General features: G+C 41.5%; 13 protein-coding genes and 2 tRNA genes. 9 read left to right on the forward strand and 6 right to left on the reverse strand.

The annotated features are described in order from the left end of the window. Positions 1 to 5: 5 nt before the first annotated feature. Positions 6 to 1142, reverse strand: a complete 1137-nt coding sequence (locus tag EDC51_RS09645; RefSeq protein WP_131928823.1) for a mannitol-1-phosphate 5-dehydrogenase — start codon at positions 1140 to 1142, stop codon at positions 6 to 8. 89 nt (positions 1143 to 1231) lie between these two features. After that, entirely contained in the window at positions 1232 to 3088 is a 1857-nt protein-coding gene (locus EDC51_RS09650; RefSeq protein WP_015431711.1) for a PTS mannitol transporter subunit IICBA, read from the reverse strand. 292 nt (positions 3089 to 3380) lie between these two features. Here EDC51_RS09650 and EDC51_RS09655 point away from each other — a divergent pair, with 292 nt between their 5' ends. From EDC51_RS09655 to tilS, 8 genes are all read left to right on the forward strand, one after another. Continuing rightward, the gene (locus tag EDC51_RS09655) at positions 3381 to 3710 is read left to right on the forward strand and encodes a MaoP family protein (RefSeq protein ID WP_015431710.1); all 330 of its coding nucleotides are present in this window, start codon (positions 3381 to 3383) and stop codon (positions 3708 to 3710) included. Between the two features lie 64 nt (positions 3711 to 3774). Continuing rightward, on the forward strand, positions 3775 to 4866 hold the full coding sequence (gene trmA / locus EDC51_RS09660; protein ID WP_131928824.1) for a tRNA (uridine(54)-C5)-methyltransferase TrmA: 1092 nt from the start codon (positions 3775 to 3777) through the stop codon (positions 4864 to 4866). Between the two features lie 123 nt (positions 4867 to 4989). Next, positions 4990 to 5080: transfer RNA gene (locus EDC51_RS09665), tRNA-Ser, on the forward strand. 93 nt (positions 5081 to 5173) lie between these two features. Then, positions 5174 to 5264 (forward strand) — tRNA-Ser (locus EDC51_RS09670). Positions 5265 to 5364: 100 nt separating this feature from the next. After that, positions 5365 to 6609, forward strand: coding sequence for a glutamate-5-semialdehyde dehydrogenase (proA, locus tag EDC51_RS09675; protein WP_131928825.1), 1245 nt, complete (start codon positions 5365 to 5367; stop codon positions 6607 to 6609). A gap of 11 nt (positions 6610 to 6620) precedes the next feature. Beyond that, positions 6621 to 7457, forward strand: a complete 837-nt coding sequence (locus EDC51_RS09680) for a virulence factor BrkB family protein (RefSeq protein ID WP_131928826.1) — start codon at positions 6621 to 6623, stop codon at positions 7455 to 7457. 45 nt (positions 7458 to 7502) lie between these two features. After that, entirely contained in the window at positions 7503 to 7937 is a 435-nt protein-coding gene (gene dtd, locus EDC51_RS09685) for a D-aminoacyl-tRNA deacylase (RefSeq protein WP_131928827.1), read from the forward strand. After that, on the forward strand, positions 7937 to 9208 hold the full coding sequence (gene tilS, locus EDC51_RS09690; RefSeq protein ID WP_131928828.1) for a tRNA lysidine(34) synthetase TilS: 1272 nt from the start codon (positions 7937 to 7939) through the stop codon (positions 9206 to 9208). The genes dtd and tilS overlap by 1 nt, the downstream gene beginning before the upstream one ends. Positions 9209 to 9236: 28 nt before the next feature. On the opposite strand, the gene EDC51_RS09695 is transcribed toward tilS, so the two are convergent. The 3 genes from EDC51_RS09695 to rpsT all read right to left on the reverse strand — a co-directional run bounded on the left by EDC51_RS09695 (position 9237) and on the right by rpsT (position 11135). Next, positions 9237 to 10376 carry an NADH-dependent flavin oxidoreductase gene (locus tag EDC51_RS09695; protein ID WP_025267410.1) on the reverse strand — a complete coding sequence of 380 codons (1140 nt, stop codon included), beginning with the start codon at positions 10374 to 10376 and terminating at the stop codon, positions 9237 to 9239. Between the two features lie 75 nt (positions 10377 to 10451). Next, the gene (locus tag EDC51_RS09700) at positions 10452 to 10763 is read right to left on the reverse strand and encodes an ArsR/SmtB family transcription factor (RefSeq protein ID WP_025267411.1); all 312 of its coding nucleotides are present in this window, start codon (positions 10761 to 10763) and stop codon (positions 10452 to 10454) included. Between the two features lie 108 nt (positions 10764 to 10871). Further along, positions 10872 to 11135, reverse strand: a complete 264-nt coding sequence (rpsT, locus tag EDC51_RS09705) for a 30S ribosomal protein S20 (RefSeq protein WP_015431702.1) — start codon at positions 11133 to 11135, stop codon at positions 10872 to 10874. Positions 11136 to 11360: 225 nt separating this feature from the next. On the opposite strand from rpsT, the gene murJ reads away from it, so the two are divergent. Continuing rightward, positions 11361 to 12929, forward strand: coding sequence for a murein biosynthesis integral membrane protein MurJ (gene murJ / locus EDC51_RS09710; protein WP_131928829.1), 1569 nt, complete (start codon positions 11361 to 11363; stop codon positions 12927 to 12929). Positions 12930 to 12980: 51 nt separating this feature from the next. Here the strand turns inward: murJ and EDC51_RS09715 are convergent, their stop codons facing one another. Continuing rightward, on the reverse strand, positions 12981 to 13775 hold the full coding sequence (locus EDC51_RS09715; RefSeq protein WP_125134243.1) for a formate/nitrite transporter family protein: 795 nt from the start codon (positions 13773 to 13775) through the stop codon (positions 12981 to 12983). Positions 13776 to 14023: the final 248 nt, after the last annotated feature.

The raw sequence follows: 14023 nt of genomic DNA on the forward strand, positions 1-14023 counted from the left end.
TCCGCTTAATAAGCTGCCACAATCTCAGCAATCACCGTTTCATCGCTCAAACCAGTGTAATGACGCACCGCTTGTTCTACCCCATTTTTTGCAATAAATTCGGTTAATTCGACCGCTTGTGGGTCTTCTTCATTACGATAATGCAATGCCATTACCGCACCTTTCACTAAATTTGTATGCGGTAAGCCATATTCTAACGTACCTCTTAACGGCTTGATTAAGCGGTCATTTTCACTTAATTTACGAATTGGTTCACGCCCAACGCGGTTTACATCATCATTCAAATATGGATTTGCAAAGCGTTTGAGAATTTTCTCAATATAAGCGGCATGGGCTTGTGCATCAAAAGCGTAACGTTTAATTAGCACGGCTCCGCTTTCTTCCATTGTCGCTTTCACTTGAGCTTTAATTTCTTCAATGGCTATCGCTTGTTTAATCCACTGTACACCCGCTTGTTTACCTAAGTAAGCACAGATCAGATGTCCTGTATTTAATGTAAACAACTTACGTTCTACAAATGCCATTAAATTGTCGGTTAATTCCATTCCTTTAATGATGGGAATTTCGCCTTTAAATTGGGTTTGATCCACAATCCATTCACTAAATTCCTCAACCGTCACCTCCAACGGATCATTTGGATTACTTTCCGCAGGCGGTACAATTCTGTCTACGGCAGAATCCACAAAGCCTACATATTTTTCCACTTCTGTTTGCTGTTCTGCAGTTAAATTTTCAAAAATTTTACGCTTAAAAAACGAAGTGCCTCGTACCATATTCTCACATGCAATAATGTTCAATGGTTGAGTATTACCGCTTTCAACACGAGCCGCTAATGCTTTAGCAAATAGTGGTGCAATAAAACCGAGCACATTTGGGCCAACCGCGGTGGTAATCAGCTCAACACTTTTTACTTTCTCCATTACCGCTTGTTCATCTTTGGAGTTAATCGCTTCAATATTGCGGACAATTTCAACACGACTATCATCACCGACAATTTTCACACCGTATTGCTGATTTTGGTTGATTTGATCAATTTGCGCTTGATTGATGTCGGCAAAAATCACGTGGATACCTGCATCTGCTAATAATTTACCGATAAAGCCGCGCCCAATATTACCTGCGCCGAAATGAAGTGCATTCATTGTCATTTTTCCTATTGTCTATTTAGTGGTGGCAGACCTATTGCCTGCCCGAAAAACATGGGCGAACACACTTGCTCGCCCCTACGATTTTATTTACCCAGTAATTTTAACACTTCCTCAACATCATTTGTTGATGTTAGGGTTTGCATTGCTTGCTCATCATCAAGCGCATTGGTCAAACTACTTAAAATTTGGATATGCTCATTGCCTCTTGCCGCAATACCGATCACCAATCTAGCTACGCCATCTTCTTCATCGGTAAAACGTACACCATTTGGATATTGGCATACCACGATCCCTGTTTTTAGCACGCTGTCTTTTGCTTCTAATGTGCCATGTGGAACCGCTAAGCCTTCACCAAGATAGGTGGAAACCTGCTCTTCACGGGCAAACATTGCGTCCACATATGCCGGCGTAACAAAGCCTGCTTTCACCAACTGCTCACCAGCAAAACGGATAGCTTCCGCTTTATTTGCGGCTTGTAAGCCTAAGAAAATTTGTTCTGCTTGCAAGGTTAAGTTTTCGCCCTCAATTTTTGCAGAACTTTCGCTATTTTGCACCGCTTGCCCACCTTGCTTTTGGCTTAAATCAGTAACTAGGCTGTCATAAAATGCCCCATCTAAGAAGTTAGAAAGTGATAAATGCTGTGCATTGGGCACTTGTTTTGTTGCTCGAGCGGTTAAATCTTGATGAGTAATCACCAACTCCGCATTACTCGGTAAATCATTGATTGCAAGATTTTGTACTTCAATGTTTAAACCGGCATTTTGCACTTTCTTACGCAACATACTTGCGCCCATCGCACTTGACCCCATACCTGCATCACAAGCAACATAGATTTTGCTGATATTGCCATTTGCCACAGCACCCCCCTTGCTTTGTGCTTTCATTGATTGCATTTGAGATTGGGCATCTTCCAGCGAACCCTCACCTTTTTGCATTTTAAGCAGTACTGAGGCAATCGCAAAAGTTACCGCGCAAGATAAAATCACCGAAAGGATCACTGCAAAATGCGCACCTGCAGGAGTCATCGCTAATACTGCAATAATCGAACCTGGAGAAGCCGGAGAAACTAAGCCACCGCCTAATAATGAATTAGTTAATACCCCAGTTGCTCCACCAGCAATAACCGCAAGAATTAGACGAGGATTCATTAACACATATGGGAAGTAAATTTCGTGAATACCACCTAAGAAATGGATGATTGATGCACTACCTGCACTCTGTTTTGCTGAACCTTTACCAAAAAACATATAGGCAAGTAAGATCCCAAAACCAGGGCCTGGGTTTGCTTCAATTAAGAAAAATATGGATTTACCCAACTCTGCCGATTGTTGAATACCCAGAGGCGAGAAAATACCGTGGTTAATCGCGTTATTTAAGAAGAGAATTTTTGCTGGCTCAACAATAATTGATGTGAGAGGCAATAAATTTGCTGCAACTAGCGCATTTACCCCTGCTGCAAGTAAATCAGAAAGCTGAGTAACTAATCCCCCGATAACTGCATAAGAAAGTAGAGCAAGTAGCATACCAATGATACCGGCAGAGAAATTATTTACCAGCATCTCAAAGCCACTTTTTACTTTGCCTTCAATGGCTTTATCAAAGGTTTTGATTGCCCAGCCACCAAGAGGGCCAACAATCATCGCACCTAGGAACATCGGGATTTCAGAACCTACAATGATACCCATTGTAGTAATCGCTCCCACAACCGCGCCACGTTCACCGCCGGCTAATTTACCACCTGTATAACCAATTAAGAGGGGCAACAAGTATTTGATCATCGGTCCGACTAATTCGCCTAGCGACTCATTTGGCAACCAACCTGTTGGAATAAAGAGTGCAGTGATGAATCCCCACGCAATAAATGCGCCGATATTCGGCATCACCATATTGGATAAAAAACGCCCAAAACCTTGGACTTTAACTTTTAAATTAGAAGACATAAAAACCTCGAAAAAGAGAGATTAAGTGAATAAAACATAGCCAAAATAGCACCCTTTGGGAAAGTCACCAATTTGATTTGGTCAAAAATGTGAAGTAGATCACACTCACATTGGTGGCATTTTTAAAAAAATGTGATCTACCTCTCAAAAATTCACTTATTCAAAAAAATCCTACTAATTTGCAGAAATCTTATGGCTTTTTACATTAAAACATTGATTTATTGCTCACTTTTGGCTTTAATGCTTGCCCGATTTTTGATTTCGTTATTTTTAGTATAAAAAAGAGGCAATTATGGCAGAAAGTTTTAGCGTTACTCGTCGTTTTTTCGATGATAAAAATTACCCTCGTGGTTTTGCTCGTCACGGTGACTACACTATCCGAGAATCACAAAATTTAGAACAATTTGGTCAAGCTTGCTTAGCATTAGAGAGTGGTGAACGCCAACCCGCAACGGCTGAAGAAGAACAATTTGTTGCTGTTGTAAAAGGCGAACGTGTTGCTGAAACTGCGCTAGAAAAAGTTTGGATTAAATACCGTACTCTAACCAGCAAAAGTAAACGTATCTATACGCTGTCCGGTGATGTAAGTGGCGATGTGGGTACTGGCGACGATTCTGAGTAATTTATACAATCTTCCCCTATAGGGGCGAATAAATATTCGCCCCTCATTATTTCTGAGAACTGCGATGATCCTACCTATCTCCCAATACCCTGATTTACTTGCAAAAAAAACCGAAAAACTGACCGCTTTACTTGCCCCATTTTCCTCACCCGCATTAGAGGTTTTTGCTTCTGAAACAAGCCATTTTAGAATGCGTGCGGAATTTCGTGTTTGGCACGATAATGGCGATCTGTATCATATTATGTTCGACCAAGAGACTAAGCAGCGTTACCGTGTCGATGAATTTCCTATTGCTTCACAGCTGATCAACCGTATGATGAAGGCAATACTCGCCGAAATTAAAGGCAATGAAATACTCACTCGCAAGCTATTTCAGATCGACTATCTTTCTACGTTAAGCGGACAAATTGCTGTTTCAATGCTCTATCATAAAAAACTAGATAGCGAATGGGAAAGACAAGCAGAGATGCTGAAAAAGCGTTTGGAAGGCATCGGCTTCAACCTGCAACTTATTGGACGAGCAACTAAACAGAAAATTGCTTTCGATCACGACTACGTAGAAGAAATACTGAATGTTGATGGTCAGGATTATCACTATCGCCAAGTAGAAAACAGTTTCACGCAACCCAATGCCAAAATGAATATTCAAATGTTGCAATGGGCAAGAAGCTGCACAGCAAATAGTCAAGGTGATTTACTTGAGCTTTACTGCGGAAATGGCAATTTCTCCATCGCTTTAGCCAATAATTTCCGTAAAGTACTTGCTACCGAAATTTCAACTTCATCAGTCAATTCTGCTCAATATAACATTGAGAAAAACGGCGTGAATAATCTCAATATTATCCGAATGTCTGCCGAAGAATTTACCCAAGCAATGAATGGGGTACGTGCTTTTTATCGCTTACGCGATATTGATTTAAAATCCTACGACTGCAATACAATTTTTGTTGATCCACCACGTGCAGGGCTTGATCAAGCTACCTTAGATATGGTGCAAAGCTATGAGCGAATTCTATATATTTCGTGTAACCCACATACCTTGGCAGATAATCTTAAACAACTCAGCCAAACTCACCAAATTGAACGTGCCGCATTGTTTGATCAATTCCCTTATACCGATCATATTGAAAGTGGTGTTTGGCTTATTCGAAAATAGGGCGGCTTGATGTTTAAATGGCGTGTCGTTATCGCTTAAAAATAAAGCGTTCATTTCACTCAATGAAATTATCGCTTGACCACATGGCGGTTTATCTCTATTATTCCGCCTGTTTTCAACAGCGGAGGAATGGCAGAGCGGTTGAATGCACCGGTCTTGAAAACCGGCGAGGGTTAATAGCCCTCCGTGAGTTCGAATCTCACTTCCTCCGCCACTTAATTTGATTAGCCTGTTGATATTTATTGTAAAAGTCAGCAGGTTTTATTTTTGAAGTTATGCTTTAAAAATAAAAAAGCGTATTCAACTTGGAGGAATGGCAGAGCGGTTGAATGCACCGGTCTTGAAAACCGGCGAGGGTTAATAGCCCTCCGTGAGTTCGAATCTCACTTCCTCCGCCATCTTTAACCCCGTCAGCTTGCTGATGGGGTTTTTTATTGGCTGAAATTTGCTGTTTGTCATGCTACACTTTCGCTAAAATTTTTAATCGGAAACAAACCCATGACTATGCTCAAAATTGCACAACAAGCCAAGCAAGCCAGCATTGAACTTGCTCAATTTGGTAATCTAGATAAAAATCGTGCGTTAATTGCTATTGCCGATGCGTTGGAACAACGTGTTAATGAAATTCTTTCAGCTAATGCGAAAGATATTACATTTGCCCAATCACAGGGGATTTCTGAGGCGATTATTGACCGCTTACTACTCACCCCTGAACGCATTAAAGCTATTGCAGATGATGTGCGTAATGTTGCAAGTCTTGCCGACCCCGTGGGGCAAATTATTGATGGCGGAGTGCTTGATAGTGGGCTTAAAATCCAGCGCCAGCGTGTGCCACTCGGGGTGATTTTAACCATCTACGAAGCACGCCCAAATGTGACTATTGATGTGGCTTCTCTCTGTTTGAAAACGGGTAATGCCGTGATCTTACGAGGCGGTAAAGAAACTAAATTTACCAATGCCGTGTTGGTTGAAGTGGTGCAAAATGCTCTAGCACAAGCAGGCTTACCTAAATTAGCCGTACAGGCAGTGACCGATCCTGATCGTTCCTTACTGCTCGAATTGCTCAAACTTGATCGCTATATTGATATGCTGATCCCTCGTGGCGGTGCGGGTTTACACCAATTCTGCAAAGAAAATTCAACTATTCCGGTCATTGTGGGGGGGATTGGGGTGTGCCATCTATTTGTCGAGCAATCTGCCAATCAGGCACGTGCCATTGAGGTAATTCGCAATGCAAAAACCCAGCGACCAAGCACCTGTAATACGCTGGAGACCCTCTTGGTACAACGTAGTATTGCGGCGGAATTTTTACCGAAATTGCTCACAGGCTTACCGAATGTTACCTTCCATAGTGATGATTTCCCTGCCGATTTGCAAAAAACGCCGCAAATTCAGCCGCTTGATCCCGCCAAACTCAACCAAGAATGGCTCTCTTATGATCTTAATCTGGTTGTGGTGGATGATATTGAGCAAGCGATTGAACATATCCGCACTTATGGTAGCCAACATTCCGAAAGTATTTTGACTGAAAACCACACCCTTGCTCGTCAATTTGTGCAGCAGGTCGATGCAGCAGCAGTATATATCAATGCCAGCACTCGTTTTACCGATGGTGCTCAATTTGGTTTAGGGGCGGAAGTCGCCGTGAGTACGCAAAAATTACACGCACGAGGCCCAATGGGATTAGAAGCACTCACTACTTACAAATGGGTGTGCGAAGGGGATTATTTAAGCCGTAAATAGTAATACAAGCGATGAAAAATTGGATAAATTTTGCAAAATTATTTGCTCGCCGCATGCAAGAAAATAGAGTCGGCATTTATGCAGGTTATTTAACTTATAGTACGCTACTTTCGATTGTGCCATTAATTATGGTGGCATTTTCGGTGTTTGCGCTTTCTCCTATTTTTGATGATGCGGCAAGCCAACTTAAAGAGTACGTTTACGACAATTTCGCCCCCAATGCAGGGGCGATGGTACAAACTTACCTTGAATTATTTGTCAGCAATTCAAAAAAAATGGGCATAGTGAGCATTCTAGGTTTAGTTGTCGTGGCGGTGATGCTGATCTCCAATATTGATAAAGCCTTTAACGAAATGTGGCAAAATACCCCTAAACGTCCACCAGTTCGTTCTTTTCTTGTCTATTTGGGCATTTTGATTTTTGCGCCGTTAATGGCAGGAGCAAGTATTGCAGTGAGCACTTACCTGCTCTCATTGCAAATGTTTGATTTGCAGGGTATAGAAGAGATTATCTCATTGAAAATCTATCTACTGAAATTTGTCCCTTTTCTGCTAACTTGGCTAATGTTTACAATGATTTATAAGCTGGTGCCAAATACTACAGTAAAATTTAAACACGCTGCGCTCGGCGCTTTATTTGCGGGGGCCTTCTTTACACTCGGCAAACAACTTTTTATTTGGTATATCACTACCTTCCCTTCTTACCAAGCTATTTACGGTGCACTTGCCACTATTCCGATCATGTTTGTTTGGGTGCAGTTGAGCTGGAAAGTCGTGCTACTTGGCGGACAATTTGCCTCTGTACTCAAAGAAGTGGAGCAAAATAAAATCGAAAATGGGCAGGGATAAGCATCAGCCTCTAAATTTAAACTCTCTCTTTATTAAGGACAAAAAATGATCGCACTGATCCAAAGAGTAAAATGGGCAAAAGTCGAAGTCGAAAATCAAACGGTGGGCGAGATTGCTCGCGGTTTACTAGTGCTGCTTGGTGTGGAAAAAGAAGATAACCAAGCGAAAGCCGATAAACTGCTTGAGAAAGTACTCAATTACCGAGTTTTTCCTGATGAAAACGACAAAATGAATTTAAATGTCCAACAGGCTGGCGGGAGTTTACTGGTCGTGTCGCAATTTACCCTTGCTGCCGATACGCAAAAAGGCTTGCGTCCAAGTTTTTCTCGTGGGGCAGCACCTGCTGATGCCGAGCGTTTATACGACTATTTTCACCAGCAAGCCGCTCAAAAAATTCACACCCAAACAGGGCGATTTGGCTCCGATATGCAAGTGAGCCTGCAAAATGATGGCCCTGTTACTTTTTGGCTACAAGTCTAATGCTAGCACATACGCTCACCACTCAACTCCACCAACATTTCCCCCAACAGCACGATTTTTTAATCGGGCTAAGCGGTGGCGTTGATTCTGTTGTACTGCTCCATCTTTTTGCTCAATACCCAAATCTCAATCTGCGTGCAGTACATATCCATCACGGCTTAAGCCCAAATGCAGATCATTGGGCTGATTTCTGCGAAACCCTTTGCCAACAACTCAACATTCCCTTTGAACTGCGTAAAGTGGTAGTAAAGGGGCATCAAGGGCTAGAAGCCAATGCAAGAGCCGCTCGCTATCAAGCAATTAGCGAAACAATCCGCCCAACAGAAGTATTTGTTACCGCCCACCATTTAGATGATCAAGCCGAAACCTTTCTCTTAGCACTAAAACGGGGCAGTGGATTACAAGGATTATCCGCAATGCAAGCGGTGGGAAATTGGCAAAATTTTGCGATTTTTAGACCGCTGTTAAATGTGAGCAAGGCAGAGATTTTACGCTATGCCGAAAGCCAAAATTTGGCGTGGATTACGGACGAAAGTAACGCAGATAACCGCTTTGATCGTAATTTTCTGCGTAATCAAATTTTGCCCGCACTAAACCAACGTTTTACCCAATTTAACCAAATGGTGGCACGTTCTGCACAGCATTGTGCTGCACAACAGGCATTAATTGAAGAGTTATTAAATGCGGAATTAAGCCAGCGAATCGGTGAACAAAATCAGTTCGATATTCGCGGTTTTGAACACTTTTCTGCATTAAAACAGCAACAACTTATTCGTTTATGGCTCAAGAAAAACAATGTTGTCATGCCAAGCCAAACACAACTACAAGCGGTGATTTCAGCGCTAATTTTTGCAAAACAAGATCGTAACCCCGAAATGAAATTAGGAGATAAGCTGATTAGACGGTATCAGAAAACGATTTTTGTTACCGAACAAATTGAGAAGCAAGAGCCGATTTATATTGAAATTCCCGAACCATCATCGGGCGAACACATCGGCTCGCCCCTACAAAACATTGCGATTACTCGCTCAGCAACAGAACTAATTTGCACAATTTCAGGCAAAACTCACCGCTTTCCTATACCCATTGAATTGCAAAATCAGCCCCTTATACTCAAAACAGGTCAAACAGGCAAAATACAGCAGTATGGAAAACCACATCGAGAAGAGCTGAAAAAAATCTGGAAAGCCCACAATGTGCCTGTTTGGGCTCGCTCCACCACACCACTGTTATTTTTTCAAGATAAATTAGTCGCCGTTTTATACTCATAAAAAATGCCACCTTTCGGTGGCAATATTTTTAAATATCAACAGGCGACCATTCCTGTCCTTTCAACGGTGGTAACCAAGCACCACCTTGTTTGCATAAGCCCCAGAGAATATCAGGTATGCCATATTGATCTGCACGGTTTGGATCTAATTCAGTTACGATTTCGTTTTCTCTGCCTTCTTTAATTAAGGTCGCAATCGCAGGGTTTATCATCACTGTTTTACCTAGTGCGATAAACTCTGCCCAACCTGTGTTAAATGCATCTGAAATTTGATCCGCAGTGAATAGGCTACCCACACCAATCAATGGCAGTTTACCGTTAATGCGTTCGTGGACTAATTGCATACGGGTTAAGTTGGTATCTGCGCCACGGCGTGCTTTTTTGTAAAACTCATGAAGCGAAATATGCAGATATTGCAATGGTTTTTCTACTAATGCATCAAGTAAAGCAAAAGTATCTTCCATCGTTAAGCCATTTTCGCCTGCTTCCTCTGGTGAGAAACGATAGCCGATAATGAAATCGGCTTTCTGATGTTTTTCACGCACTGCCGTTACCGCATCAACCACCGCCAAAGGAAAACGCATTCGATTTTCACGACTTCCGCCCCATTCATCGGTGCGTTGATTTGTTTGCGCTGAATAGAATTGTTGGATTAAATAACCATTTGCACCATGAATTTCTACGCCATCAAAACCAGCTTGAATCGCTAAATCTGTCGCATGAGCATAAGCTGCAATCAGTGAATAAATTTCTTCTAGCGTTACTGCTCTTGCACCAGTTGCAGGATCATCACTTGCAGTGATGAGATCTTTACCATTAAGCAACTCAGCAACCGCTTTATTGCCGCCGTGGTGGATTTGCAAAATTGCTTTTGCCCCTTGTTGTTGAGCTAGCTGTGCTGTTTCACGCAGACTATTTAGCTGACTGGCATGAATGGCCTCCGGCTGCCCGTGAAACGCTTTGCCTCCATCTGCAACAAGGGTTGCAGCATGGATAAATAAACCAATATCGCCCGCGCGATTTGAAATAAAACGCGCTTCTTGTTCACCTAATGTGCCATCCGCATTTGAGCCAAAATGGGTCATTGGGGCAACAACTAAACGATTTGAAATCTCTACACCATTATTTAACGTGAAAGATTGGAAAAGATCGGCATGTTTTGGGTTCATATAAACGTCCTTATTTAAATCCTAATATCTAAAAATCTAGATTCATCTTGCACATAAAAAATGCCCGAAGGCATTTTATAACTGCTGATTTAATAACTGTAAAAACTGGGTAGCGGCTTGCGGATTATAACGGTAATAAGTCCATTTCCCGACTCTGAGGGATTCCACCAAACCCGCATCACGCAATGCATTTAAATAATTGGAGACTACCGATTGTGCTAAGCCTGCCTTTTCCGTCAAACGCCCAACGCAAACACCACCAGCAAATTCGCTATCATCAGCTTTAATATGTTCTGGCTCAAAATACTTTTCCGGCTCTTTTAGCCATAACAGCATTTGCCAGCGGTATTCATTACCCAGTGTTTTAAAAATTTCAATTAATTCCATAGGACGGCATTGTATCTATGATTATAGATATGTCAATTTATTAGATGGAAAAAAACCGACCTACAAGCGGTCGGTTTTCTCTAAAAATTTGCAAATTTCAGCTTAAAATTACGCTAATTTTTTGATTTGAGCAGCTAATTTAGATTTGTGATTTGCTGCTTTATTAGCGTGGATTAAGCCTTTAGACGCCATACGGTCTACGACTTTTTGCATTTCAACGAATGCAGCTTCAGCTGCTGCTTTATCGCCTGCTACTACTTGAGCATAAACTTTTTTGATGTAAGTACGCATCATAGAGCGTTGGCTTGCGTTATGTTGACGGCGTTTTTCAGATTGAATCGCACGTTTTTTTGCTGACTTGATATTAGCCAAGGTCAAACTCCTAAGAATTATCTGTGTAAAAAATAAAAGCATAAACAATGTTTATGCGGACTAGCTAGTTTATATTTTCAACGAGACACGGGCTTGAAAATAGCATCATTCTCGCAAGAAAACATCTTGTGAAAAAGATAGGGGCGGATTTTAGCAGTTTTTTTCAGATTTTCCTACTCAAAACTGCTAAAATTCCGCACAATTTTTCTTAAAGGTTGGATGATTGTGAGTAAAAAATTGCTTAAATCAGGGCTTATTGTCAGCAGTATGACCCTGCTTTCCCGTATTCTGGGATTAATTCGTGATGTGGTGGTAGCAAATTTATTAGGAGCTGGCGTGGTTGCCGATGTCTTTTTATTTGCTAACCGTATTCCTAACTTTCTGCGGCGGCTATTTGCGGAAGGGGCATTTTCTAAGGCATTTGTGCCTGTACTCGCAGAATACAATGCCGAAAATGATCCCAACAAAACCCGTGAATTTATCGCTAAGGTATCGGGGACTCTCGGCGGTCTAGTCACGATTGTTACCCTTGTTGCAATGATTGGTTCACCTGTCGTTGCTGCCTTATTCGGTACTGGCTGGTTTATGGATTGGCTTAATGGTGGGGCAGATGCTCACAAATATGAGCAAGCCTCCGTGCTACTCAAAATTACCTTTCCTTATCTCTGGTTTATTACCTTTGTTGCCCTTTCAGGTGCAGTCCTAAATACGGTCGGTAAATTTGGTGTCATGGCATTCTCGCCAGTGCTTCTCAATGTTGCAATGATTGCAATGGCACTCTGGGGAGCAGATTATTTTGATTCACCCGATACGGCACTGGCTTGGGGGATTTTCTTAGGCGGTTTGTTACAATTTCTCTTCCAGATTCCGTTTATGAAAAAAGAAGGTTTATTGGTTAAACCTAAATGGGCGTGGCATGATGAAGGGGTCAAAAAGGTTCGCAATTTAATGATCCCTGCACTTTTTGGGGTATCGGTAACACAAATCAATTTACTGATTAACCAAGTGATCGCCAGTTTTCTTATTACTGGCTCAATTAGCTGGCTCTATTATGCCGATCGCTTAATTGAATTTCCACTTGGCTTGTTTGGCATTGCGATTTCCACTGTGATTTTGCCAGCACTCTCTCGCATCGCTAAACAGAAAACGCTAAGTGATGAACAGCGTATTCAACAATTTAAACAAACGATGGATTGGGGGGTGCGAATGGTTCTATTACTCGGTATTCCTGCAATGATTGGCATTGCAATTTTGGCAAAACCATTAATGATGACCATGTTTATGCGTGGAAAATTTGGTTTGGAAGATGTCATTGCCTCTTCTAATGCATTATTTGTAATGTGTTTTGGCTTAATCAGCTATATGATGATCAGCATTCTCGCCAACGGTTTCTACGCTAACCAAAACACGAAAACACCGGTCAAAATCGGTATTATTGCAACTATCAGTAATATCTGCTTCGGTGTGTTGGCAATTCCGTTTGGCTATCTTGGCCTAGCAATGGCATCAGCCCTTTCTGCCTTTGTGAATATGAGTTTACTCTATCGTGGCTTATGGCAACGTAACATTTATCAAATTAGCCGTAAAACAGCACTATTTGCGTTGAAATTATTGATTGCAGGCTGTGTTATGGGAGTATCTATTCACTATTTCTCGCCCGATTTGGCTGGTTGGAATAGCCTTTCCTTCTGGGGAAAAATTCACTGGTTAGGTTGGCTGATTGGGCTTGCCGTGATTGGCTATTTTGGCACATTAATTGGCTTAGGCATTCGCCCAAAAGATTTGAAAGCCTAAACTCAAGCGGTCGATTTTGCAATATTTTATACAAAATCGACCGCTTAATACTTAAATGGAATAATCGTCTTTTAATAGATGTTTATATGCAAAGAGATAAGAAGCGCTTACAAAAATAATTCCGCCCGTCACATTACCTAAAAAGACAGGGATCATATTTAAGAAAAACTCACTCCAAGTGACATTTGCTCCAGCCCAGATTCCAGCAGGAATGATAAACATATTCGCAACAAAATGTTGTAAACCAATCAAGACAAAGATCATCACAGGAAACCACATACCTAAAATTCGCCCTGAATTGTATTTTGAGCCGAAATAGAACCAAATCCCCATACAAACCATCCAGTTACAGGCAATTGCCGAAATAAAAGCTCGCCCAAAATCCATATGCACTTTAGATTCAGCAATAGCAACGGTTTTTGATAATGCGATACCTTCACTTAATCCAACATAATGTCCTAAAAAGTAGGCTACAGTCACTGCACCAGCCAAGTTGCCTAGACTGACAATAATCCAGTTGCGTGCTAATTTAGACATACTTACTTTTTTGCTAAACTTACCGAGTGCCATCAGCATCATATTACCAGTGGCAAGCTCCCCACCACCTAATAGAATACAAATCAAGCAAATTGGAAATACCGCAGCCCCCAGTAAGTTAGCTAGCCCGCCCCATTCTGGTGGAATGCCACTAACGACTCTTAAATAAGCGAGAAACCCAAAGCCTACATAGCCGCCCCCCAGAAAGCTTAGGATAGCTAACATTTTTAAGCTGGCGTTTGATTTCGCTTGGCTTTTATCAATAATATCTTGCAGAATTTCATAAGGATAAAGATCTCGGTTATGCATAAACATTCCTTTTCAAAAATAAGTGATGTAAAGAATCTAACAACTCAGTCTCAAAAAGAAAAATAATGCTTAGTTATGATTTAGAAGATTTTTTTAGAACAAAAAAGAAATAAAAAAGAGTTGAGATAAGAATTCGTAATATCATTGATGGTTCTTGCAAAAGATTATCAGAATTTGACCGCTTGCATTCCTTTTGCGGGCAAATGCTTAATCACGGCAAGAAAAACAAAAGGCAGACCTTTCAGCCT

The sequence above is a fragment of the Bibersteinia trehalosi genome (genome assembly GCF_004346205.1).
GTDB lineage: Bacteria > Pseudomonadota > Gammaproteobacteria > Enterobacterales > Pasteurellaceae > Bibersteinia > Bibersteinia trehalosi.

Excerpts from the sequence above, each read along its gene's own strand:
- EDC51_RS09655 (WP_015431710.1), top strand. The coding sequence starts at position 3,381 with ATGGCAGAAAGTTTTAGCGTTACTCGTCGTTTTTTCGATGATAAAAAT.
- EDC51_RS09700 (WP_025267411.1), bottom strand. The coding sequence starts at position 10,763 with ATGGAATTAATTGAAATTTTTAAAACACTGGGTAATGAATACCGCTGG.
- dtd (WP_131928827.1), top strand. The coding sequence starts at position 7,503 with ATGATCGCACTGATCCAAAGAGTAAAATGGGCAAAAGTCGAAGTCGAA.
- proA (WP_131928825.1), top strand. The coding sequence starts at position 5,365 with ATGACTATGCTCAAAATTGCACAACAAGCCAAGCAAGCCAGCATTGAA.
- EDC51_RS09645 (WP_131928823.1), bottom strand. The coding sequence starts at position 1,142 with ATGAATGCACTTCATTTCGGCGCAGGTAATATTGGGCGCGGCTTTATC.
- EDC51_RS09650 (WP_015431711.1), bottom strand. The coding sequence starts at position 3,088 with ATGTCTTCTAATTTAAAAGTTAAAGTCCAAGGTTTTGGGCGTTTTTTA.
- trmA (WP_131928824.1), top strand. The coding sequence starts at position 3,775 with ATGATCCTACCTATCTCCCAATACCCTGATTTACTTGCAAAAAAAACC.
- tilS (WP_131928828.1), top strand. The coding sequence starts at position 7,937 with ATGCTAGCACATACGCTCACCACTCAACTCCACCAACATTTCCCCCAA.
- EDC51_RS09695 (WP_025267410.1), bottom strand. The coding sequence starts at position 10,376 with ATGAACCCAAAACATGCCGATCTTTTCCAATCTTTCACGTTAAATAAT.
- EDC51_RS09715 (WP_125134243.1), bottom strand. The coding sequence starts at position 13,775 with ATGCATAACCGAGATCTTTATCCTTATGAAATTCTGCAAGATATTATT.
- EDC51_RS09680 (WP_131928826.1), top strand. The coding sequence starts at position 6,621 with ATGAAAAATTGGATAAATTTTGCAAAATTATTTGCTCGCCGCATGCAA.